General features: G+C 41.5%; 18 protein-coding genes. 7 read left to right on the top strand and 11 right to left on the bottom strand.

Annotated elements, in window-relative coordinates; all coding sequences use genetic code 11:
* Window positions 1–29 precede the first annotated feature (29 nt).
* A complete protein-coding gene (locus AAW12_RS06590) occupies window positions 30–1,100 on the bottom strand; it encodes a branched-chain amino acid aminotransferase (protein WP_046672808.1) in 1,071 nt (356 codons plus the stop codon).
* 325 nt (window positions 1,101–1,425) lie between these two features.
* Here AAW12_RS06590 and AAW12_RS26200 point away from each other — a divergent pair, with 325 nt between their 5' ends.
* Window positions 1,426–1,584, top strand: coding sequence for a hypothetical protein (locus AAW12_RS26200; RefSeq protein WP_156167568.1), 159 nt, complete (start codon window positions 1,426–1,428; stop codon window positions 1,582–1,584).
* Window positions 1,585–1,775: 191 nt separating this feature from the next.
* On the opposite strand, the gene AAW12_RS06585 is transcribed toward AAW12_RS26200, so the two are convergent.
* The 3 genes from AAW12_RS06585 to recJ form a co-directional block, all read right to left on the bottom strand.
* Complete coding sequence (locus AAW12_RS06585) at window positions 1,776–3,290, bottom strand: GH3 auxin-responsive promoter family protein (RefSeq protein ID WP_046672807.1); 1,515 nt, start codon at window positions 3,288–3,290, stop codon at window positions 1,776–1,778.
* Between the two features lie 21 nt (window positions 3,291–3,311).
* Complete coding sequence (gene lptB / locus AAW12_RS06580; RefSeq protein WP_028072074.1) at window positions 3,312–4,046, bottom strand: LPS export ABC transporter ATP-binding protein; 735 nt, start codon at window positions 4,044–4,046, stop codon at window positions 3,312–3,314.
* A gap of 154 nt (window positions 4,047–4,200) precedes the next feature.
* Window positions 4,201–5,901 (bottom strand): single-stranded-DNA-specific exonuclease RecJ, encoded by a 1,701-nt coding sequence (gene recJ / locus AAW12_RS06575; protein ID WP_046672806.1) that lies wholly within the window; start codon window positions 5,899–5,901, stop codon window positions 4,201–4,203.
* Window positions 5,902–6,015: 114 nt separating this feature from the next.
* On the opposite strand from recJ, the gene AAW12_RS06570 reads away from it, so the two are divergent.
* Entirely contained in the window at window positions 6,016–6,798 is a 783-nt protein-coding gene (locus AAW12_RS06570) for an MBL fold metallo-hydrolase (protein WP_046672805.1), read from the top strand.
* 49 nt (window positions 6,799–6,847) lie between these two features.
* Here the strand turns inward: AAW12_RS06570 and AAW12_RS06565 are convergent, their stop codons facing one another.
* Together AAW12_RS06565 and AAW12_RS06560 are read right to left on the bottom strand one after the other, a co-directional pair.
* A complete protein-coding gene (locus AAW12_RS06565; protein WP_046672821.1) occupies window positions 6,848–8,470 on the bottom strand; it encodes a RagB/SusD family nutrient uptake outer membrane protein in 1,623 nt (540 codons plus the stop codon).
* Between the two features lie 13 nt (window positions 8,471–8,483).
* The gene (locus AAW12_RS06560; RefSeq protein WP_053003550.1) at window positions 8,484–11,513 is read right to left on the bottom strand and encodes a SusC/RagA family TonB-linked outer membrane protein; all 3,030 of its coding nucleotides are present in this window, start codon (window positions 11,511–11,513) and stop codon (window positions 8,484–8,486) included.
* Between the two features lie 522 nt (window positions 11,514–12,035).
* Here AAW12_RS06560 and AAW12_RS06555 point away from each other — a divergent pair.
* Window positions 12,036–12,515: a cation:proton antiporter regulatory subunit gene (locus AAW12_RS06555; protein ID WP_046672804.1), complete on the top strand. Its 480-nt coding sequence runs from the start codon at window positions 12,036–12,038 to the stop codon at window positions 12,513–12,515.
* A gap of 3 nt (window positions 12,516–12,518) precedes the next feature.
* A complete protein-coding gene (locus AAW12_RS06550; protein WP_046672803.1) occupies window positions 12,519–13,760 on the top strand; it encodes a cation:proton antiporter in 1,242 nt (413 codons plus the stop codon).
* Window positions 13,761–13,879: 119 nt separating this feature from the next.
* Here AAW12_RS06550 and AAW12_RS06545 read toward each other — a convergent pair whose 3' ends face one another.
* Window positions 13,880–14,209 (bottom strand): metal-sulfur cluster assembly factor, encoded by a 330-nt coding sequence (locus AAW12_RS06545; protein WP_046672802.1) that lies wholly within the window; start codon window positions 14,207–14,209, stop codon window positions 13,880–13,882.
* The gene (locus AAW12_RS06540; RefSeq protein WP_046672801.1) at window positions 14,206–15,375 is read right to left on the bottom strand and encodes a glycosyltransferase family 4 protein; all 1,170 of its coding nucleotides are present in this window, start codon (window positions 15,373–15,375) and stop codon (window positions 14,206–14,208) included. Before AAW12_RS06540 ends, AAW12_RS06545 begins: the two co-directional genes overlap by 4 nt.
* A 111-nt stretch (window positions 15,376–15,486) precedes the next feature.
* On the opposite strand from AAW12_RS06540, the gene AAW12_RS06535 reads away from it, so the two are divergent.
* The 3 genes from AAW12_RS06535 to AAW12_RS06525 all read left to right on the top strand — a co-directional run bounded on the left by AAW12_RS06535 (window position 15,487) and on the right by AAW12_RS06525 (window position 18,026).
* Window positions 15,487–16,455 carry a polyprenyl synthetase family protein gene (locus AAW12_RS06535; RefSeq protein ID WP_046672800.1) on the top strand — a complete coding sequence of 323 codons (969 nt, stop codon included), beginning with the start codon at window positions 15,487–15,489 and terminating at the stop codon, window positions 16,453–16,455.
* Window positions 16,456–16,539: 84 nt separating this feature from the next.
* Window positions 16,540–17,316 (top strand): amidohydrolase, encoded by a 777-nt coding sequence (locus AAW12_RS06530; RefSeq protein WP_046672799.1) that lies wholly within the window; start codon window positions 16,540–16,542, stop codon window positions 17,314–17,316.
* A gap of 266 nt (window positions 17,317–17,582) precedes the next feature.
* Window positions 17,583–18,026, top strand: a complete 444-nt coding sequence (locus AAW12_RS06525; protein WP_046672798.1) for a MarR family winged helix-turn-helix transcriptional regulator — start codon at window positions 17,583–17,585, stop codon at window positions 18,024–18,026.
* 101 nt (window positions 18,027–18,127) lie between these two features.
* Here the strand turns inward: AAW12_RS06525 and AAW12_RS06520 are convergent, their stop codons facing one another.
* The 3 genes from AAW12_RS06520 to AAW12_RS06510 form a co-directional block, all read right to left on the bottom strand.
* Window positions 18,128–19,684: an FMN-binding glutamate synthase family protein gene (locus AAW12_RS06520; RefSeq protein ID WP_046672797.1), complete on the bottom strand. Its 1,557-nt coding sequence runs from the start codon at window positions 19,682–19,684 to the stop codon at window positions 18,128–18,130.
* 186 nt (window positions 19,685–19,870) lie between these two features.
* A complete protein-coding gene (locus tag AAW12_RS06515) occupies window positions 19,871–20,632 on the bottom strand; it encodes a Rossmann-like and DUF2520 domain-containing protein (protein ID WP_046672796.1) in 762 nt (253 codons plus the stop codon).
* Complete coding sequence (locus AAW12_RS06510) at window positions 20,632–23,091, bottom strand: heme lyase CcmF/NrfE family subunit (RefSeq protein ID WP_046672795.1); 2,460 nt, start codon at window positions 23,089–23,091, stop codon at window positions 20,632–20,634. Before AAW12_RS06510 ends, AAW12_RS06515 begins: the two co-directional genes overlap by 1 nt.
* Window positions 23,092–23,099 lie beyond the last annotated feature (8 nt).

Below are 23,099 nucleotides of genomic sequence, written 5' to 3'. Positions count from 1 at the left end.
ACAAAGGCTTTTTTATTTCATTTTGGAAATTACTTCACTAAATAGTTCCATCCGAATGGATCTTCTACTTTACCATAACGCAAGTCGTTGAGGTAATTCAAAACACGATTTGAAAACTCGCGGCCCTCTACTGGCGGCAAGTGATAATCTTGTCCTTCAAAACCAATACGGCTGATATCCGTAATTGTGGCTGCAGTACCAGCTGCAAAAGCTTCCGTTACTGTACCGGCTTTAATACCGTCGATGAGTTCTTGAATAGATACCTTTCTCTGCTCGGCTTTGTAACCCCATTTCTCCGCCAATTCCATAATTGTACGGCGTGTTACACCGTGTAAGATTGTATCACCATGTGGTGTGATAATCGTATCTCCAATGCGGAAAATAAGGTTTGCCGTACCTGCTTCTTCAATGTATTTATGTTCAGAAGCATCTGTCCACATAATTTGATCATAACCTTCGTCATTGGCCAATTGTGTTGGGTAAAGCGATAGGGCGTAGTTACCTGCATTTTTAGAAAAACCAACACCACCCTCTGCTGCACGTGTATAGTAGGTCTCCACTTTTAAGCTGATCGCTTTGCTGTAATATGCGCCTACAGGGCCGGTGATAATGATAAATTTGTATGACTTAGAAGGATGTACACCTAAAGCCGCTTCTGTTGCGAACATAAAAGGACGGATGTACAATGATGAACCTTCTTTTGCCGGGATCCAGTTACGGTCGATGTCCAATAGTTTGCTTAGGCCATCCATAAAAATCTCCTCTGGCACCTCCGGCATTTGAAGACGTGCGGCAGATTTGTTAAATCTTTCCCAGTTTCTGTCCGGACGGAAGATACTCACTGTTCCATCTGCAAATTTATAAGCTTTGATTCCTTCAAAGATCGCTTGACCATAATGTAAAGCGGACATCGAAGGACTGATACTGATATCTCCATAAGGGACGATGCTGACATCTTTCCATTCACCGTCATCATAGTTTGCGACCAGCATGTGGTCGGATAAAATCTTTCCGAATTTTAGATTGTCGAAATCTACTTGCGAGAGTCTTGAATTTTGAGTTGGCTCTACGCGAATTGAATAGTTCTCTGTCGCGTTCATCTTATTTTTTAATTACTTAGGCTAAGTTAGGAAAAAAATGAAATATAAGTTGCACGTATAACTGTATAATTTACCTGCTTGGCTATGCCTTTTATTTCGGACAGTTGTTCCCTATTTTACTACACTTTTTTTTGAAATGGAAGAATTTCACTTCATATCTCTCGATTAGTCTGTATTAATAATTAAATGTGTTAATTTTTTATTAATTAATACGATCCTTTCATATTATGGCATAAAGTTTGGCTGTAAAGAATGCGGTCCTTTAGATGGGCATTTTGGTCCGCAGTAACGCTATAAAATCACTTATCATAAAAATAAACTTAGTATGGAATTGACGCACAGTCTAAACAAAAGTAACGAAGTAGCAGCAGGCGATAATCGCTCCTTGTTACAGGGTGATGTTGAAGTTCAGAAGAAAGGTATTTCTATGAATTTTATTCTTGGTTTTTTTGTTTTTTTATATAAAACGGCAATTAAACCTTAACAAACCTCCATTATAGTCTAAGCTTTCTTGAGCTTATCAACCAGACGAACTCACAGCAGTTCTTTAAAACAACAAAATTCAGCAATACGAGATTAGCCAAAATAAGAGAATCCAAAAATTTTGGCTAATCTCCAGCCGGAGACCGCGCTATTATTCGGTCTGTATGCCGTATTTTCAGTCAGTACGTGGTATTATTCGGCGAGTATTTTCAGGAGCGGCTCGAGATATTCGCGGCTGTTACTCAATCTTGGAACCTTATTTTGTCCACCTAGCTTACCTCTTGATTTCATCCATTTATAGAATGTATCTTCGGGCGCATTGTGTACAATAGGCGGCCGAAGCGCCATATTCTTAAAACGTTTGGCGTCATAATCCGAATTGATTTCACGGAGTTTAGCATCCAATATTTCACAAAAACGCTTAAAATCATTGGGTTGTTGCTCAAATTCGATCACCCATTCGTGTGCTCCGGCCTCGGCATCTTTAAAATAGACCGGTCCAGCGGTATAATCTCTGATTCGTGCCTGTGTCAATTTGCTCGCTTCGGCCAAGGCTTGTTCGGCGTTGTCAACAATAACCTCTTCGCCAAAGGTGTTAATATATTGTTTGGTTCGTCCGGAGATCTGAAAGCGATAGGGAGACAATGACGTAAACCTGATGGTATCTCCAATTTTATAACGCCACAAACCCGCGTTGGTTGAAATGATCAATGCATAGTTTTTTCCGAGCTCCACCTGATCCAAACGTAAGGTTGACAGATTTTCTTCGTGCATTCGTTCAGTAGGTAAGAATTCGTAATAAATACCATAATCTAGCATGAGCAGAAGATCTTCCGAATCAGATTGATCCTGTAAGCCAAAATATCCTTCTGAGGCATTATAATTCTCGAGATAATACATGTTGTCCGAAGGGATCAATTTTTGGAATTGCTCGCGGTAAGGTTTGAAGCTCACTCCGCCATGTCCATAAAATTCTAGATTTGGCCATACCTCAAGCAAGTTGTCTTTGCCTGTAATCTCAAGAATCCGCTTGGCCATAACAATATTCCATGTCGGTACGCCAGCTAAGCTCGTTACATTTTCTTTGAGTGTAATTTGGGCAATCTGCTCAATTTTCTCTTCAAAGTTTGGGTTTAAAGTAACCTCCATATTGGGCGTTCGCTTAAATTCGGCCCAGAAAGGAAGGTTACGGATGAGGATTGATGAAAGATCACCGTAGTAGGAATCCGGACTGAAATTGTTGATCTGTGAAGAACCGCCAATAACAACAGATTTTCCCGTAAATACGCGGTTTTCGGGTCTATTATGGCAGTATATTGTGAGCATATCTTTACCGCCCTGGAAGTGACACTCTTCGAGTGCTTCCTCACTAACGGGAATAAATTTGCTACGGTCAGATGTGGTGCCTGAGGACTTGGCAAACCATTTGATATCAGAAGGCCACAGGATATTCTGTTCTCCTTTTATCATACGATCAACGTAGCCCTTGATATCATCATAGTCCTGTATCGGGACGCGTTCTTTGAAGATCTCTGGCGTTAATATACTTGTATAATCGTATTTTTTTCCCCATTCCGTCGCTTCAGCAGTGGCAATTAAACTCTGAAACCATTCTTCTTGTACATCGTGTGGGTATTTCATGAAAAGTTCAATCTGGTGAATTCTTTTTTTCATGAACCAAGTAAAAATGGAGTTTAATAAGGCCATAGGGGAGGGATTCTTTAATCTTTAAAATTTTTTCCTTCTTAATTCAAAATGTCGACCGAGATAAAATTTACGGGCAAGCTCATTATCTGCAATTTCCTCAGGGGTACCCGTCAGCATGATCTTTCCTTCGGTTAGGAGGTAGGCCCTGTCCGTAATAGATAGGGTTTCCTGTACGTTGTGGTCGGTAATTAAGATGCCGATGTTACGGGTTTTGAGCTTGGCTACAATCGTCTGAATTTCTTCTACGGCGATCGGGTCAACCCCTGCAAAAGGTTCATCCAGAAGAATAAAGGATGGATTAGCAGCTAATGCTCGCGCAATTTCGGTACGTCGACGCTCACCACCGGACAACAAATCACCTCTGTTTTTACGGACACGGTGTAAGCTGAATTCTGTGAGTAGTTCTTCCAATTTTGCCAAACGTTCTTCTTTATTCGGATAATGGATTTCTAATACTGCCAGGATGTTGTTTTCTACGGAGAGCTTCCGAAAAACCGATGCTTCCTGAGCGAGATAACCTATCCCACGTTGTGCGCGTTGATACATCGCATCCTGCGTAATCTCCTGATCGTCGAGAAATACTTTCCCTTCATTGGGCTTGATAAGACCAACAATCATATAGAATGAGGTCGTTTTTCCTGCCCCATTAGGACCCAATAACCCGACAATCTCGCCTTGTTCCACATGGAAGGAAACATTGTTGACAACGGTACGCTGCTTATATTTTTTTATGAGATGTTCTGCCTTTAAAATCATCTTCGTGGAATGTCTTGTGTTGTATGTATCTGTTCAATAGGACTAATTAAAACCCTCGCCATTCTTTCATGCCTGGTATCTAATCCAGTATGAGGGTTTTATGCCTGACCAAATCTTGTGTAAATATATTTAATATCTTCTTACTAATGCAATACTAATACTTAATCCCTTTGATGTTGAGCTGTAAGTTTCTTTTGTTGCGCCACACATTCTCTTCAATGCTGTAGCAGATGTCGAAACTTTGCCCAGAATTGATGTGTGTGATATGCTCTGCCAGTCCAAAACCGATACAGTCAAATGAAGGAGAGTCTTCTTGAATAACCGTCATCTTGAGGTGATTGGTGCCCACAATAAAAGCCTGTCCTACTGCATTTACCTTTTTACTGAGGAAAATAGGGGATTCATTTTGGGGGCCGAAAGGTTCAAACTGCTGGAGAATACGGAAGAACTTAGCATCGATATCTTTCAATGCCAACTTTGCATCGATCAAAATTTCTTGGGTCAGCATTTCAGGACTGATACGTCGCGATACCACTTCCTCAAAACGATCCTGGAATAGCGTGACATTATCTAAGGACATCGTTAGTCCGGCAGCATATTTATGACCACCAAATTGCTCCAACAAGTCAGCGCATTCGCTTAAGGCTTCATACAAGTCAAAACCCAGTACCGAACGGCAGGAACCTGCAATATGACCATTTGTTTCGGTCAATATAATCGTCGGACGGTAATATTTTTCGGTCAGACGGGAAGCGACAATACCAATGACACCTTTGTGCCAGTCGGCTTTATACAATACCGTGGATTTTCGGCTTTTAAGAAGAACATTATCCTCAATCAGTGCAAGCGCTTCTTCTGTTATTTTGAGATCAAAGTCTTTCCGTACATTGTTTTGATCGTCTATGCTCGAACTGAAATCTTTGGCTTCCTGTAGCGATTTGGAGATCAAAAGTTTGACGGCGTCCTTGGCATGGTCTATTCTGCCCGCAGCATTAATGCGTGGGCCGATCTGGAACACGATGTCATTCACTGTAAAGATCTTCGTTCGATTGTTTGATAAATCAATCAGTGCCTTTAGTCCGACGCAGGGATTCGTATTGAGTTTAATGAGGCCAAAGTGGCTGAGTATTCTATTTTCACCGGTTATAGGAACAATGTCCGAAGCGATACTCACGGCTACAAGGTCCAAAAACTGGTAGCAGGCATTGATATCCATACCATTGGTCAGTATAAAAGCCTGAATAATCTTAAAGCCTATTCCACAACCTGAAAGTTCTTTGTAGGGATATTCACAGTCTGCACGCTTGGGATCTAATACGGCATAGGCTTTGGGAAGTTCCTCACCGGGAAGGTGGTGATCGCCAATGATAAAATCAATTCCTTTACTGTTTGCGTAATCGATTTTATCGATTGCCTTGATACCGCAGTCCAATGCAATAATTAAGCTGAAACCATTTGCTGCGGCATAATCAATACCCTGTGTGGAGATTCCATAGCCTTCGGCATAGCGGTCTGGAATATAAAACTCCAGTTGGCTATGAAATTCCCTGAAAAAACTATAAACAACGGCAACAGCTGTTGTACCATCTACATCATAGTCTCCATAGATGAGTATTTTTTCTTTGTTGCCAATGGCTTGGATGATCCGGGTGATGGCTTTTTCCATGTCCCGCATCAAAAATGGATCGTGCAAATCCGATAATTGAGGCCTAAAAAACTGCTTTGATTCGTCAAAAGTCTCCACTCCTCTGCTCACGAGCAACTCTGCCAATACAGTGTTGATGTTTAATTCCTCGCGCAGTTTGTTGGTTATTTTGACATCAGTTTTAGATTTTAGTACCCACCTTTTTTGCATATCTTTGCACAATATTTTAAGTGTAAATATACGTTTTAAGGCTGGACTTACCTAATTCCTAAACCCGGTATTGATCCGCTGTTGCTTAACGTGCATATTCCCAATGTTTTAAATATGGTGCAGGCTTATTCTTTATATGAAGGTTCTTTTTCCGTAGATAAGAGTAGAAAATTTATTCCCTTTGACCCCCTGATAGATGACCCTAAGGACCGACCCGGTGCGATGTTTATCCATGTCCATCCCTTCTTGATCCAAACGAATGCCGGACTTGTGCTCTGTGATACCGGTCTTGGCTATACCGATGACAGTGGCGTGCTACAACTGCATCATAATATCCGTAAGGCTGGCTTTGAACCGGAAGATGTAAAATATGTACTGATGTCTCATCTTCATAAGGATCATGCTGGAGGGATGGTCACATTTGAAAACGGAATGGGACGCATCGCATTTCCCGAAGCCGAATATATTGTTCAACGTGGCGAATGGGAAGATGCCTATTCAGGTATCTCCAGTTCATACAGGACCGAGATTTTTGATGTGATTCAACGCAGTGGAAATTTAGTTCTGGTGGAAGGTGAAGGAAGAATAAATGCAGAAATCAGCTATGCGCTCAATGGAGGACATACAGCGCATCATCAGGCATTTCATATTCAAACAGGCGATCAGCACTATTTCTTTGGCGGAGATGTATTACCTGAGCCCGAAGAAATTTTCCATAATTATGTCGCCAAATATGATTTTGATGGTCGGCGCTCCAAAGCGTTGCGTCAGGAGTATTGGGCTGAAGGTGCAGCAGCAGGCTGGTTTTTTTTATTTTACCATTCAAAAAATATCGCCATTGGTCGTAGTCAGATCCGGGAAGATGGCACCTATAAACTGATTGAAGCAAAGTCGTAAAAGAAAAAACCTCCATGGCCTTTGGGCTCATGAAGGTTTTTTGGAAGGTTTAGTATCCCGGATTTTGTGGGAAGGCTGCACCAGTGTTACTGTCGATAACTTCTTGTGGAATAGGCCAAAGAATAAATTCTTTTTTCACCACATTTTTTGATTGTGTGTTTAATGTTTGCACGCGGCGTAAAAATACATCCTCACCAAAACGGGCAAGGGTCATGCGACGCATTTCCTCACCAATAAGCTCGCGGGCGCGTTCGTCGAGAATCAAATCCGCATTGATCGCTGCGGCATCGATTAATGACGCTTTTGCACGGGCACGGACAGCGTTGATGGCATCCTTAGCTTGTACCGGTTTATTGGCACGCCAGTATGCTTCTGCCAATAGTAGGTAAGTTTCGGCCAAACGTACTTTCACACGGTCCTTCATATTTCCTTCAAATGCAGGGTCAACAGCTGTCTTCCCGTAGAAAAATTTGGTTGTTGTCGGGAATACATTGCCTGATTCTTTGATCGCGTCGGTAAGTACGATCTTCTTTCCATAAAGCTCAGGTACGGAGGGATCGTTATAATACCAATCGCGTTTGATATTGAAAGATGAATTTCTGACATCCTGTTTTTCATAGCTATCCAGCCACCATTGGTAAGGGCGTACGTGCCCAAGACCTCTTCCTCCAAGTGAGTCGGCCAAGGCAAATCCTTTTTGTTGCGAATAGAAAGGCACCCAGGCACGTTTGCTCCAATCGGTGTACCGGTCGCCGCCCCCTTGTGTATTGTATTCCAATTGGATGGCCCAGATGGTTTCTTGATTGCCGGAACCGCGATTTTGGTTGTTTTCAATAAACATATCGTGGAAATAATCCCCGGGTTTATCTTTTTCGGCACCAAAACGTTGATCGTTCAATTTAAAGTAGCCACTTTGAACCACTTTGTTGGCAGCCTCTACAGCTAAATCTGGCTGTCCAGCTTCGATATATGCTTCTGCCAGGTAATGTAAAGCAGCCCATTTCGTCAATTTACCTTCCTGAATTGTGCCTGGATTGTCAGGTAGATTTTCGCTCGCGTATTTAAGGTCTTCAATCATGTGCGTCAAGATTTCAGCTTTCGGTGTGCGGGTGAAATCGCGACGTGGTGTTTCGGATACTTTGTCTACCCAAGGCACATCTCCATACAGATTGATTAAGTAACGATAGCTATAGGCGCGGAAGAAACGGGCCGTTGCTTCCACACGTTTTGGATCGTTGTCTTTGTCTGTCCAGCTGATACCATCCTTTTTTAGGGCCTCTAGGATCGTGTTGGTATTACCGATAAAACCGTAGGCATATTTCCAGTAATTGCGCACATAAGATGATGCGGCATCGAGTTTGTAGTTGCTAAATGGGGCCAATGATCCGTCGGTGCCCGTGGTTTTGATGGCAACAATATCTGTTCCAACCTGTAGTGCCTCTTGCGGAGTTGCTCCCTGGGAAAAAATACTTCCGTTCCATGTCAGGAACTCCATGCGGGCATAAGAATATAAGCCATTTAGACCAGTTTCGAATCCTTTTGTATTAATATAAGTATTATCTGGCGACTGAAAACTGCTGGTGTCTTCATTTAAGAAGTTTTTGCTGCAGCCCGTGAAAAGTAAACTTAGGCCAGTTAGTATTGCATATAAAGTTGTATTTCTTTTCTTCATGATCTTGATGTGTTTAGAATTGGACATTTACTCCCACTGAGAATGTTCTTGCAACAGGATAAGGACTAGCGATGTTGGTCGTCGTTGGATTACCTGTCGTCGAACTTACGCTCAATGCCTCTACGTTGTAACCTTTGATCTTAGAGAATGTATAGAGGTTGCGTGCATTGATAAATGCTTTAATGGAAGAGAGATTTAGTTTTTTTAGAAAATCTCCGTCAAAGGTATAGCCCAAGCTAAAGTCTCTAATTCGCCAATAGGATGAATTGATGTAATAGGTATGTCCCCCAACCGGAGTATACCCTGGCGATGGAATATCCGTATTTGTACGTTCTGGCGTCCAGTAAGGCATATCAGCAAGATAATTGGCGCCGTTGTTAGGCAAGAAACGTTCGATATTTTTGAAATCATCTACTTTCGTTCCTCCAAATGCTCCATTCATAAAGAATGATAGGGAGAAATTCTTGTAGGTGAAATCATTACCAATGCCGAGTGTATAAGGGGATATTTTGTTCCCCATCATAGTCCGGTCTTTGGCATCGATTTTACCATCCCCATTTAAGTCGGCTAGTTTTGCATCGCCTGGTTTTGGTTTCACAGTGTAACTATCAGGAATTTTATCACCTTCCTGCCATACACCAATGACTTTATAATCGTAGAAAATACGAATAGGCTTTCCGATTAACCAGGCATTGGTCAAATCGTCTTTTCCATCAGCGCGCAGTTTCGTGATTTTATTGTTGTTATAGGCAAAAGTCGTATTGACATTCCATTGGAAATTGTCATTTTTGACCGGTATGGCATTCAAGGTAACTTCGATCCCTTTATTGGAAGTTTCGCCGATGTTGGTTAAAATGGTATTATAACCATTCATGACAGGGACCTGTTCGCTTAATAAAAGATCCGATGTTTTGGATGAGTAGTAGTCGATCGTTCCGGAAAGTCTATTTTTAAGGATACCGAAGTCTAAACCAAGGTTCAAAGAAGCCGTTGTTTCCCAGGTTAGGTTACCGCCTCGGCCATTGAAATTCATCACAAGTCCTTTGACCGGGTCAAGCCCATAGATATAATCGACGTTGGTCAGACGGTCGTAAGTTTGATAAGGCGATACGGCCTGGTTTCCATTTTTACCATAAGAAACACGAAGTTTTAACAGATCGAAATAGTCCTGCAAATTTCCTTCTTTAGAAATTACCCAGGCTCCTGCAACTGAAGGAAAAAATGCATATCTATTGTTGACAGAGAATGCGCTATAACCATCCGAACGACCGGTCAAAGTTAATAGGTAACGATCCTTAAAAGCATAGTTGATTCTTCCCATGTAGGAAATCATGGCTGTATTTTGGAGGTTGGATTCGATCTTAAGATTTTTAGAGGCAGAGGCCATGTTGTTATATCCGGCATCTGATACAAAATCGTCTCCATTCATTCTTGAAGTTTTCAAATTTGTTTTCTGCGAGGAATAGAGACCCACGACATTGATCTTGTGGTCACCAAAGGTACGGTCATAGGTCAAGAGATTTTCCCAGGTCCAATCCCAGAAATGCTCATTGTAAATTGAACCGGTACCATTCACGCCACGTCCTGTAACCGTATTTGAACCGTAATAGGAGTTTTCGTTAATATTTCGGTAGTTGGTTCCGAATGTGGTTTTGAAACTTAATCCTTCAATAGGGAGTTTCACATCAAGCCAAGTATTCGCATAGACTGTTCTTCTGGTCTGATCCCATTGGCCTTTTTCGTCTGCGAAAGGATGTGCCCATAGTGTTTGTGCGTACATCGGGTACGTTACAGCAGTACCATCGGCATCGCGGTTTTTACTGTAAGGGGAAAGTTTTACAACACTCTCGAGGTTGGGCTGTACGCCGTCGCGGTTCCCTTGAGAAGCCTGCATGGTCATTCCTAGCTTTAACCAAGAGCTTAAACTTTGATTGAGGTTCAGATTGACATTGTATCTTTCGTATGGCGTGTTTTTTACAACTCCATCTTGATTTAGGTAGCTCACAGAGGCATAATAATCGGATTTATCCGTTCCGCCTGAAAAACTGAGCTGGTGTTCCTGAACCGGCGCTCCGCTATTGAATACTTCATCCTGCCAATTGACTTCTTCCCCTTTTTTGTACTGTTCCAATACGTTGGCAAAAAGATAATTTTCCGGATTAAGCTTATCTCCGGTTTTTCCTGTTGCAGCCTGGTAATCACGCATAAATTGAATGTATTGCGGGCCGTTCATTAATTTAAGACGACGTTCTACACTTTGTACCCCAAAATAACCGTTATAATTGATGCGTGCTTTTCCGGCTGCACCCTTTTTTGAGGTGATGAGGATAACGCCATTTGCAGCTCTTGAACCATAGATTGCGGTAGATGAGGCATCTTTCAATACCGAGATACTGGCAATTGTATTGGAAGAGATATCGCCTAGGGAACCACTAAAAGGAATTCCATCCAGGATAATTAGGGGTGCATTGGACGCGGAGATCGAGTTCTCACCGCGGATATTGATAGAAGCTGTTTCACCAGGTTTGGCTGAACCGGAATTGATCGCTAGACCAGAAATCTTACCTTGAAGTTTATCGACAACATTCGGTGAATTTATTCGTTCTAGGGATTTTGCTTCCACTGTAGCGATACTTCCTGTCAAATCGCTCTTTTTCTGTTTACCATAACCTACGACCACAACTTCATCCAAAACATCCTCGGATTTTGTCAAGGTTATTTGTGCTGCTTGTGCCGCGGAGACTTCTTTCGCGGTAAATCCGATCGAGTTAAATGTTAGGATGGCACTTTTTGAACTGACGTTCAGTGAGAAGATTCCGTCTTGATTGGTTGTCGTTGCTGCCGCTTTACCTTTTTCAGAAACGGTAACCCCGCTTATTGGTTTCCCGGTTTCATCAAGGACCTTTCCAGAGACGACCTGCTGAAAGGGTGAAAGACTGGTTATTGCAACCAAATTACGTGGGTTCGCTACCCCGTAAATAGGTGCCGCTAATGACAAGATTGATAATGGTGTCAGAAGGATGAGATGACTCTTTTTGACCATAGGTGTGTAATTTAGATTCAGTAAGTGTTTAATGCGGCAATTATAAAGAAATAAACCTTTGGCAATTCTATTGCTTCTTGGAACAAACGATTGCATGAACTACGAAAACGTTATAGAAATGGGTATTTGTAATGAAAATTGGAGCTAATAAAAGCTGATTTGTTCTGTTAGGAACTCGGATCGTTAATAGCATGTGTACCTCGAGCGCTTTTAGTGTTGTTCAGCTGTGTCATCACGAAGCCATACGTCGAAAAAAGGGATGAAATCGGTTAAAAGAGTCGTTTTTCTGCTCTTTTTTTAGTATTTTGGGGTAATTTGCTCTTTGTGGCCCATCCCGTTAGATGTCAGCGGATTCGTTTAAGATTGATTTTTTAGGTAAATTTGTGTTTTAGTGGCTAAGGGCTGATGCTGTTTTTTCTGAAAGTCTTTGTTTTTGTAGTAAGAACCTTCAGCTTGCTTTTGTAATTGTTGGATACAACGTTATGAAGCTTATATTATTAGTATTTATTTAAATAGAAGATTATGTCTATTGTAAGAGAGTCCGATCTGATTGGAATTGGAAAAAAATTTCAAATTGAAACCGATGCGGGAGACAATATGGTTGTTGTTATCCATGACGATGGTAGACGGGAACTTTATCGCTATGATGACGAGGAGCATGAGTCACGTTGCGTCATGACACTCAATGACGATGAATCTCGGCAGATTGCGGGTATTATCGGTGGCTTGTCCTATAAGCCTAAAGCATTGGAGACAATTGAAGTTGCTTTGGACGATTTACGCATTGAATGGTACAAAGTGGAAGGCAAAAATGAGGGTGCTGGTAAGACAATTGGAGAGCTGGAAGTTCGTCAACGTACAGGTGCATCGATTATTGCTGGGATACGGGATGATGATACGGTTATCAATCCAGGACCGTCTTATTTGATTAGCCCAGGTACCACACTTGTCATTGCTGGAAAGAAGAATAATATTAAACTTTTGAAGGAAATTTTACTGTAATTTATGCTATCACATACCTTAATTCTGGAAATTGGAATCGCTGTAGGACTTGTTGCCATTGTTGGCCTCATCGCCAATAAGCTTAAGTTTTCTGTTATTCCATTTTTCATTATTATAGGAATGGTTTTGGGACAGCACGCTCCGCAGGTTGGTCTGGTGGATTTAACATTTACAGAGAGTAAACCTTTTATCGATTTCATGGGACGGTTGGGCGTATTGTTCCTGTTGTTCTACCTTGGTCTTGAGTTTTCGGTCAATCGGCTGATTAAATCCGGTAAAGCAATCGTCACCGGTGGAACAATTTACGTCTTACTGAACTTTACTTCAGGGTTGTTGATTGGTTGGTTGATGGATATGCCATTTAAGGAGATGATGGTGTTATGTGGTATCATGACGAGTTCATCCACGGCGATTGTTGCAAAGGTGCTGACAGATCTCAAACGTACAGCCAACCCGGAGACGGAGGTGATCATGGGAATGATTATGTTCGATGACCTGTTTATAGCGATGCATATTTCTTTCCTTTCGGGCCTGATACTGACAGGAAGCAGTTCGTTTTGGACGGTAGCTGGAACTTCCTTACTGGCCTTGGGATTTATATTGGCCTTTTTGATTTTGGGCAGAAAACTGGTGCCTGCGATCGATCGCTTATTGAAGGAGAAAACTTCTGAATTATTTATATTGATCATCTTTGCCTTACTTTTTATTGTGGCAGGTTTCTCCGAAACCATCCATGTTGCGGAGGCTATCGGGGCATTGATGGCCGGCTTAGTGTTGGCGGATTCGCAATACATCAAAAAGATTGAATCGATGGTGCTGCCCTATAAGGACTTTTTTGGGGCCATGTTTTTCTTTAGTTTCGGATTGTCTATTGACATTATGTCCCTTGGAGGAGCTGTCTTTTGGGCTTCGATTGCAGCGCTGGTGACGGTGATGGGGAATCTTGCTTCGGGCTATTTTGCAGCTAAATTTTCGGGTATGAAACCTAAAACGTCCTTTGATATTGGCTTTACCTTGTCTGCACGGGGGGAGTTTTCCATTATCATGGCAAATATTGGTAAAGCAGGGGCTTTATTACCCGTTATTCAATCCTTTGTGGTCGTATATGTGCTCATTCTTTCCATTGTATCCCCACTATTGACCAAAGAGTCACGTAAGCTTTGGAAATTACTTTTCGGTGCGGATGCCAATAGTGCCAAGCCTTTGAAAAAGTTGAGCGATTTGGAAAACAATCAGGGCAGATAGACCTGCGGATAGGGTACAGCTCAAACGATGTTTTAGGAGAGGCATATAGCATATACAAACAAAACAGGGCTTTCCAATATTCTTGGATAGCCCTGTTTTGTTTGATTAGTCGGTGAATTTTACAAAAAACCCAGCTCCAGTTTTGCTTCTTCCGACATCATGTCTTTTGTCCATGGTGGATCAAATGTCAATTCGACCAATGCTTCTTTGACACCTGCTACAGCAGCAACTTTTTCTTGAACTTCATTCATGATTTCGCCTGCCACGGGACAGCCAGGAGCAGTCAGCGTCATTACAATCTTTGCAATACCCTCTTCCTTCGTAATGATTTCATATACAAGCCCCAAATCCACAATATTTGCGGGTTTCAGTTCAGGATCATAAATTGTTTCCAGTACAGCTTGGATTTGTGGCGCCAGACCCAGTTTATCTAATACAATGATACTCATTTATTCCGTTTTTTATCGTGAATAGCGTCCTGATAGATCGCTAATAATTTCGCTTCATTTATTTCAGGCGTAAAATTACTAAAATAGTAAGCAATACAGGTCTTTCTTATCTCATCTTTTTCATTTGTTGTTTTTGTGCTCCACTCCCTCAAACATTGGATGATATCGTTTTTGTTGTGGGGATCGAACGTTTGTCCTGTTTTGCCGGGGATAATCAGTTCGGGGAGCGGGCCTAAATTGGAGCAAAGCACAGCTGTTCCGACTGAATAAGCCTCAAGAATCGTAATCGGCATCCCTTCAAAACAAATCGATGGTACAAGTAAAGCCTGTGCTTTGGCTATCAAGGGAAGTATTTCTGATCTCTTTTTAAAACCGAGGTAGGAAATATTCGCCTGGTGTTTAATGCTTCTCAAAACCTCATTTTCGAGCGGACCGCCGCCAATAATTGCTAGTTGAAAATCTGTGCCGATGAAAGCATCGATCAGCTGTAGTATCCCCTTTTCATCTGAAAGACGGCCGACATATACAAAGTGAGCCTGCGGACCCTCTGGTGCTATTGTCGTAGGAAAGACAAAATTCGGTTTGATCGCGAATTTAGTAGGCGGAAGGTGTAATGTCGATTCAACGAATATGTTCTTTGCGAACAGGCTTAAATTGATGTAGCGATTGACCTTTCTCCAGGTTCCAATTTTACGGTGAAACCAATAATTCAGTGCGAGAAGAAATGTTTTTACGATAGAGTTGTTAAAGGCTTTTTGTCGCACGGCTGTCCACGGAAACTCCTCTTGGAGTGAGCCCAGAAAGAGACGGTTGTGATGGTACAGTGTCGCCGAAGGGCATAGTAAACGAAAATTGTGCAGGGTCATGACCTGGGGGACGCCGAGTTTGGCAATGGTACGCACGATAATCGGGCCTGCTGCATAATGCGTGTTGTGAACGTGAACGATGTCTGGTTTAAACGCCCGAATTATTTTTTTGACACGTTGAGCAGCGCAAATATTCCAAAAAGATCCTATTGTCTGTAGTGCACCCTGCAACCCCTTTTTATTTTGAAAGGTTAGCGTTTGGACCTCATGTCCTTGCGCGAGGAGGGAAGATTCCTGCTGAAATACAGTGTCTTCACCACCAGGATCTTGATAAAATGTATGGATAATCAGTATGCGCATAATAAAAGACTTATACAAATGTACAATTTTGAGGTGACTTCCTTTAAAGGGACAAAATTGCCATTTCTATATGATTATTGCTATATTCGCAAGATTCGATCGTAAAGATATATGCAACATTTACAACAACTCGTGATAGAGGCGATAGAGACAAGTCAATTTCCTGAAACACCATCAAATTTATATGATCCGATACGGTATATATTGACTTTGGGCGGAAAGAGGGTTCGACCTGTGCTGACATTGATGGCCGCCGAATTATTCGGCATGCAAGAGATGGAGGAAATTATCCCTGCTGCCAAAGCAGTGGAGTTTTTTCATAACTTTTCACTGATCCACGATGATCTGATGGATAAGGCTCCTTTAAGAAGAGGTAAAACGACGGTTCACGAAAAGTGGGATGCTAATATTGCCATATTGTCTGGAGACGGCTTGTTGGTCAAAGCGTATGAGGAAATTTCAAAGTGTAATCCTATTTACTTGCCTGCAACTTTGAAAATTTTGAGTAAAGTGGCTATGGAGGTATGTGAAGGCCAGCAATTAGATATGGATTATGAGAGCCGGGATTCGCTGACAATGCCTGAATATCTTGAGATGATCCGTCTTAAAACTTCGGTGTTATTGGGCGGAGCATTACAGTTGGGGGCTATTCTGTCGGGAGCAGATGAACAGCAACAGCAGCTGATCTACGATTTTGGAGAGAACGTAGGCTTAGCATTTCAATTACAGGACGATATCTTGGATGCATATGGAGATCCAGATACCTTTGGAAAGATTGTTGGTGGTGATATCATGATCAATAAAAAAACTTTTTTATTGGTGAAGTTGATGGCGGTAATTTCGGAGGATGATAAGACGGTTTTACAAGCCCTATTAAATGCCACTATAGAGACTGCTCCATCAAAAGTAGCGGATATGCTTGCCTTATACGACAAGTATGCGATTAAAACTGCGGCCGACGAATTGAAAGATAGCTATACGCAACGGGCATTTGAAAAAATGGAAGCATTGAATGTACCAAATGATCGCAAAGAAGCGTTATTAGTGTTAGCAAATAACCTTTTGGTAAGACAGCAATAAGTATAAATTCTATTAAAATTCGTATCTTGCCATTAAATGTTTTTTTTGTAAGAAAATAATTAAATAAATTTTTAGATTACGTTCATGGAGCCTTTAAAAATCACCGTATTTCAAGCATATTTATTCTGGGAAAATATTGAGAAGAATCTAAATAATCTGGCCTTGAGACTTTCCTCATTGCGTGAGAAAACGGATGTTATTATTCTCCCCGAAATGTTTAATACAGGCTTCACGAATAATGTCGAGAAATGTGCAGAACCTGCAAATGGACCTACGACAAGATGGCTATTTGAAATGGCAAGCTCACTTAACTGTGTTGTTGCCGGTTCTTTGATTATCGAAGAAGGTGGGAAATACTATAATCGCTTTGTATGGATGTTTCCAGACGGTAAATATGTAAAATATGATAAACGTCATCTTTTCGGATTATCCAAAGAAAGCGAGTACTTTGAGCCAGGAAATGAACGTATCCTGGTTGATATCAAAGGATGGAAAATCTGCCCGATGATCTGTTATGACCTGAGATTCCCAGTCTGGTCTAAAAATCAAAACGGAGCATATGATATTTTAGTGTATACCGCCAGCTGGCCAGACAAGCGCTCAGCACATTGGAGAGCCCTTATTCCGGCACGTGCGATAGAAAACCAAGCTTATGTGGTGGGCGTAAACCGTGTAGGGCACGACGGTAATGATATTTACTATTCTGGCGGCTCTATGTGTATATCGCCCCTTGGTGACGTGGTATATTATAAACCGGAAGATGAGGACTTGTATACCTTTACCTTAAATCCGAACGATCTGTTGGAAGCACGTGAGAAATTTCCTTTCTTAAAAGATTCCGATTCTTTTACTATCGGATAACATCCTCTAAATTAGGTACAATTGCAAGCATTTATTTTGTTTGTATCCTTTTTATTTATTAAATTCAGTCTAGTATAAATCAAATTGTTATGATTTATCAACATCTGCTTATGATATGTTGATAAAATTTTGTTTGAGACAGCTATATTAAAGCGTAATTTAGGCTAACTATTAGCCAAAATACGTTTAGCTTTTTCTCAAATTGAATGAAAGACGACGTTTTATTATTAAAATAAGTTGCGTAAACAACCATAACCATTATTCATATGTTAGACCAAGATTTAGTATCACAAGAGTATTTTTATAATTTCTTAACAGGGAAATACTCAATTGCAGTTATGCGGAGATTACAACGTAATCTCAAGGAGGCAGGGTTAAACATTACTTCTGAACAATGGAGTATCATGTATAACCTGTGGGTAGAAGAGGGGCTTACCCAGCAGGAGCTTGCTGTGCGCACATTTCGAGATAAACCCAGTGTTACTCGATTAATTAATAACCTAGAACGGGTAAATCTGGTTATCCGTGTTAATGATAAAAACGACAGACGGTCCAATCTGATCTATTTAACAAAAATCGGGCGGAAGATGAAGGATGAAGGAATGAAGCAGGCAAAAAATACAATTGAACAGGCCTTAGGGGGATTGGCCGACGATCAAATTACTTTATCAAATACGATTCTGCACCGCGTATTGTTTAATTTGAAATAAAGATAATTAGTGGGTTTTATTCTGTAAGGGAACTATCAAGGTATAAAAAAGGTCCCCTATGTGGAATACATGGGGGACCTTTTTTTATGAATTGCTAGCAATTAATCTTCGAAAAGTTTGCTTTCGAAATCGGTGTGGCTATTGACCAATTTGCCTTCAGTACCGAAATAGATTTCCTGAAAACTTAGTGTCCGGATAGCATCGACCTTACGATAGAATTTGTCTGCCGATACATCCGAAAGAGTTTTGAAACCACAAGCTTCCATAATTTCGACTGTAGCACGTAATGTGTTGCGGTGGAATTGCGCGACGCGTACATATTTATCGTTTACATCGAGTCCTTTGTATAAATGCGGCTGTTGTGTGGCGACCCCAACTGGACAGACGTCTTCATTACATTTAAGTGCTTGAATACACCCTAAAGCGAACATCATACCGCGAGCACTATAACATGCGTCTGCACCTAAGGCAATGACTTTCAAGATATCGAAGCCTGTTACAATACGGCTTGATACAATTACTTTAATGTGCTTTTTTAAACCAAAAGCAATTAAGGTTTTCGTTACAAATGCCAATGCATCGTATAGTGGCATCCCTAGGTTATCTGTAAACTCCAGTGGAGCAGCTCCTGTACCGCCTTCAGATCCATCTACGGAGATAAAATCCGGGAAGATTTGCGTGTTTTGCATGGCATGACAGATGTCGATAAACTCATGTTTATCGCCGATACAAATTTTGAAGCCAATAGGCTTTCCACCGGATAGCTCGCGCAGCTGTTGTATGAAGTGCATCATTTCAGTCGGTGAAGAGAAAGCACTATGTGCTGGTGGCGACATCACGTCCGTTCCAGGAATGACGTGACGGATAGCAGCGACTTCAGGGGTGTTTTTTGCCGCCGGAAGTATACCGCCATGACCAGGTTTAGCGCCTTGCGAGAGTTTCAATTCGACCATCTTCACGTTTTCACGGTTGGATTTTTCTCTGAAAAGTTCGGGATCAAATTTTCCCTCCTTATTGCGGCAGCCAAAATAACCTGTACCGACCTGCCAGATTAAATCACCTCCATTGTTGTGGTAATCGCTGATCCCCCCTTCGCCGGTATTGTGTGCAAAGTTTTGAAGGGCAGCACCTTTATTTAACGCCGTTATCGCTGTTTTACTCAACGCACCATAACTCATAGCCGAGATGTTGAACACACTTAAGCTATAAGGTTTCTTACAGGCTGCATTTCCTACGGTGGTACGCAGATCGTGGTTTTCGATATGGCAAGGGAAAACAGAGTGCGCAGCCCATTCGTTCCCCACAGCCTGTGGATCTGTCTGCATACCAAATGCTACAGTTTCACGCTGATTTTTTGCACGTTGGTATACGATCGAACGTTGTCTTCTGTTAAAAGGACGTCCATCCATATCTGATTCCCAAAAATATTGTCTCAACTCAGGACGAATAGATTCGAAGATATAACGGAAATATCCAACTAAAGGATAATTGCGTAGGATGGCATGTTTGGTCTGGAAACTATGATATAACGCGATCAATAGCAAGGGAAATGGGATGATAAGCAGCCAAAACCAGCTTGATGTAAATATAAATCCAAATGATACAATGATTAAATTAATCACAATCATTATTGAAAGAATGAGTTTTCTAACTTCCATAGAAAATACGATTGTTTAGTTTTAATTCGCTATTTTAATGTTTAGCCCAACTGATTATTTTATTACTCAATTAGCATTCCAAAATGCGCTTTTGGACGAAGCAAATGTACTAAAGTTCCTGAAGTAAATGGATATATTTACCCCCTGTAGGTAAGTTTTGATAAGTTTATAACCGTTTCTAACAAACTATTTTCTTTTAGTAATCTCCTGCGACAAAAGTTGATAGATTTGCTGTAAATCTGGTTTATTGCTAATAAATTGCAAATGTTTTTGCATTGTTGTGCTGTCCTGTCTGATCGCCGGACCTGTCTGAACTGTTATTGGAATATGATTTTGCACCTTTTCTGCCGTCTCCAGGATAATTGGTTTGATTAAATCAAAGGGCAAGTTGTTTTCTTCCAATAACTCATAAGCCATCTGATAGAGGATATTGGAGAAATTATTGACCATGACCGAGGCTAGGTGAATGGCTAAGCGTTGCGGTGAGTTACAATAGATACTTTGCGGTGCAAATGTCTGTGCAAGCTGAAGTAGCGCGGCACTATTTTCATCTGTGTTACCTTCAATGCAAAGTGGCACCGTCGAGAAATCGACTGCTTTATTTTTGGATAACGATTGTGGTGGATAGATTACGCCTGCGTTTTTAAATCCAGCCAGGGCAGCAAGATCGGTTGCTCCTGAACAGTGGACAACAATGCCTGTTAAATCCTTTGGTAATGCTTCCACCAGCGGCAAAATGGCTTGATCCGAAACAGCAACAAGGTACAGATCGGCATGGAGGTCGAGTTCAGACAGTAGGTCAGTTGCCGTGCAATGAAGCGCAAAAGCCAATGCGTCTGCATTGGCTTTTGTTTTACTGTAGATCTGAACGATATGCTGTCCTGTTTTTTGAAACTGTTGTCCAAAATGCGTCGCGGCATTACCGCTTCCTAAGATCACAATGTTCATTATTTAAGTGCTTTTCGTTTCTCCTCTTTATTTCTTCTCACAATGGACATGATAAAACCGATGGTCATGACAATTGTTCCACACCAGAAAAAGTTGATGTATGGGAATTTAATGGCTTTAAATACCACCCATTTCTTTTCCGGAAGTGGCTTCTGATAAACCATGATTTCCAGTTTATCCTTGTCAGGTTTAATTCCCGTAAATCTGAATTTGAGTCCTTGCTCGGTAACATCCTTGTTGAAGTCGTAAACACCACCGTCTTTAATTAAGTAAATCGGCTGTACCTCATACTGTTTGTTGTCGGCCGAAAATACTTTTATTTTCAATCCAACCATGACATCACTGGGCCCCTTTGGAATTTTCTCCAGGTGGGCCTCTTTGTTTAAGCCTTCAATGACGTAATATCCATTGCGGTAGCGTAAGGTATCGCCAATATTTACCTGATATGTTGCCGGCTCCTCGTAGTCCTCGAAACCAGTTTTATCTTCAGCAGGAACTTTGGCGTGTGTTGCTTGACTTTCAGCTGCGGCAGCTGTAATCAGTGTATATACATCATGCGTAACATAATGTTTGGTCGCTGGAGTACCTATCAAACCACCCATTTTCGCGTTGTTTTGTGCAAAAGGTTGCAGCACAAAATGCTCCTTCACTTTGCCTGTTTCTTCGTCGATCCGCTCGTATTTTATTTTATAGAACGTATTTGGAGCAACAATGCTATCGCCGATATAGGTAATTTTGTATTCACCCATTTGTACAGGTTCACCCTCGGTCAGGAATAAGTTGTCGCCAGGCTTTTCTACTTTGTCGAATCCCGATACAGCGATGTAACCCGTGTTGTTGACAGAGATGACTTCGTTGGTTGCCGCGGCCACCATGGCACCGATAAGTAATAAACCAAAACCGATATGGGCTACCGAAGAGCCAGCCAGTTTCCATTTACCTTTGACAGCGTCACCCAATACGCGGATATTTGCCAGAATACAGAAAATACTTGCGAAGGTGATCAAAATGTAGATCAGGTTGGTATACGTCTTCGTAAAATAGACGACAGCAGCCGTTAGGATTAAAGACACAACCAACGATGCTACAGTGGAAGCCAAAAACTTGCGGCTATCAGTACGTTTGTATTTTAAGAATTGCGTAAATCCGGTTAAGATCATCACGATGACGGCAAAACCCGATTGCCATTTGTTATAATGTTGGATCGGATCCAAAGGTGGAGCTACCTTGGTGCCAAAGATCTTGTTGAACACTGGAATTGATGTTGAAGCAATGATCTGTGCACAGGCAACAGTCAATACCAAGGCGCCAATAAACATCCAGAATTCTCTTGAATAGATATCCTCATCCTTTTCTGTGATGGGCATCTCTTTCTTTTTGACGGTAAGAAAGACCACCATGATAACCAAAAAGACAACATTGAATAAGATCAATTGTCCGCTCATGCCCAGGTCGGTAAAGGAGTGTACCGAAGTCTCTCCGAGGACGCCACTACGTGTCAGGTAAGATGCGTAGATCACAAGCACAAAGCTGATCATCGCCAAAAAAGTAGCGGTGAAGTAGGAGTGGCCTGAATTCTTGTAAGCAATCATGACGTGAACAGCGGCAATCAAGGTAAACCAAGGAATAATAGATGCATTTTCTACCGGATCCCATGCCCAGAATCCACCGAAGTTAAGTGCTTCGTAAGCCCAGAATGAGCCCATGATAATACCTGCGCCTAAAATCATCACGGCAAATAAAGCCCAAGGAAGTGCTGCATTGATCCATTCTTTGTAACGTTTGGTCCAAAGAGCACCTGTTGCATAAGCAAAAGGAACAATCATCGACGCAAAGCCAAGGAATAGTGTCGGTGGGTGAATAACCATCCAGTAATTTTGAAGTAAAGGGTTCAAACCATTACCGTCGGTGATAAGTGAAAGATAATTTGCTTCTCTAAAGATTGGAATATCCATTGCTTCACGCAATAAGATAAAAGGAGAGCTACCGATCCGCAGGCCGAAGATTTCCACACCAATAATCATGGATGCTAAAAATGCTTGACATAACATGACGAAAGTCATGACAGACGATTCCCAGCTTTTTGCTTTGAAGAGCAAAACAGCGCCTAATACCGTTTGCCAGAACATCCAGAGCCAAAAACTACCCTCCTGACCTTCCCAAAAACTGGAGATGATGTAGTAGGTAGGGAGTGTCTTGGACGAGTGCGCCCAAGCATAATTATATTCAAAAAGATGATTGTATATAATATAAAATAAAGTTGCACCAATCGCTACGACGGAGACCGCATTAACCCAAAAGGCAATACGAGCAATTTTTTTCCATGAATGCTCTTCAGGGTATTTTGTTGCAAAAAAGTAACTGATACAAGATAGAAGTGCAGCACCAAAAGAAAGTACAATGAAAAATTGTCCGATCTGCCCTGGCAGCAGGTGCTCACCAACGTAATTAACGTCCATTGAAAATT

Source organism: Sphingobacterium sp. Ag1 (assembly GCF_000988325.1).
Taxonomy (GTDB): Bacteria; Bacteroidota; Bacteroidia; order Sphingobacteriales; family Sphingobacteriaceae; genus Sphingobacterium.
This window is presented reverse-complemented; position numbering and strand designations above follow the sequence as displayed.

Excerpts from the sequence above, each read along its gene's own strand:
- AAW12_RS06550 (WP_046672803.1), top strand. The coding sequence starts at position 12,519 with ATGCTATCACATACCTTAATTCTGGAAATTGGAATCGCTGTAGGACTT.
- AAW12_RS06570 (WP_046672805.1), top strand. The coding sequence starts at position 6,016 with ATGGTGCAGGCTTATTCTTTATATGAAGGTTCTTTTTCCGTAGATAAG.
- lptB (WP_028072074.1), bottom strand. The coding sequence starts at position 4,046 with ATGATTTTAAAGGCAGAACATCTCATAAAAAAATATAAGCAGCGTACC.
- AAW12_RS06555 (WP_046672804.1), top strand. The coding sequence starts at position 12,036 with ATGTCTATTGTAAGAGAGTCCGATCTGATTGGAATTGGAAAAAAATTT.
- AAW12_RS06540 (WP_046672801.1), bottom strand. The coding sequence starts at position 15,375 with ATGCGCATACTGATTATCCATACATTTTATCAAGATCCTGGTGGTGAA.
- AAW12_RS06530 (WP_046672799.1), top strand. The coding sequence starts at position 16,540 with ATGGAGCCTTTAAAAATCACCGTATTTCAAGCATATTTATTCTGGGAA.
- AAW12_RS06585 (WP_046672807.1), bottom strand. The coding sequence starts at position 3,290 with ATGGCCTTATTAAACTCCATTTTTACTTGGTTCATGAAAAAAAGAATT.
- AAW12_RS06545 (WP_046672802.1), bottom strand. The coding sequence starts at position 14,209 with ATGAGTATCATTGTATTAGATAAACTGGGTCTGGCGCCACAAATCCAA.
- AAW12_RS06560 (WP_053003550.1), bottom strand. The coding sequence starts at position 11,513 with ATGGTCAAAAAGAGTCATCTCATCCTTCTGACACCATTATCAATCTTG.
- AAW12_RS06535 (WP_046672800.1), top strand. The coding sequence starts at position 15,487 with ATGCAACATTTACAACAACTCGTGATAGAGGCGATAGAGACAAGTCAA.
- AAW12_RS06510 (WP_046672795.1), bottom strand. The coding sequence starts at position 23,091 with ATGGACGTTAATTACGTTGGTGAGCACCTGCTGCCAGGGCAGATCGGA.
- recJ (WP_046672806.1), bottom strand. The coding sequence starts at position 5,901 with ATGCAAAAAAGGTGGGTACTAAAATCTAAAACTGATGTCAAAATAACC.
- AAW12_RS06565 (WP_046672821.1), bottom strand. The coding sequence starts at position 8,470 with ATGAAGAAAAGAAATACAACTTTATATGCAATACTAACTGGCCTAAGT.
- AAW12_RS06515 (WP_046672796.1), bottom strand. The coding sequence starts at position 20,632 with ATGAACATTGTGATCTTAGGAAGCGGTAATGCCGCGACGCATTTTGGA.
- AAW12_RS06520 (WP_046672797.1), bottom strand. The coding sequence starts at position 19,684 with ATGGAAGTTAGAAAACTCATTCTTTCAATAATGATTGTGATTAATTTA.
- AAW12_RS06525 (WP_046672798.1), top strand. The coding sequence starts at position 17,583 with ATGTTAGACCAAGATTTAGTATCACAAGAGTATTTTTATAATTTCTTA.
- AAW12_RS26200 (WP_156167568.1), top strand. The coding sequence starts at position 1,426 with ATGGAATTGACGCACAGTCTAAACAAAAGTAACGAAGTAGCAGCAGGC.
- AAW12_RS06590 (WP_046672808.1), bottom strand. The coding sequence starts at position 1,100 with ATGAACGCGACAGAGAACTATTCAATTCGCGTAGAGCCAACTCAAAAT.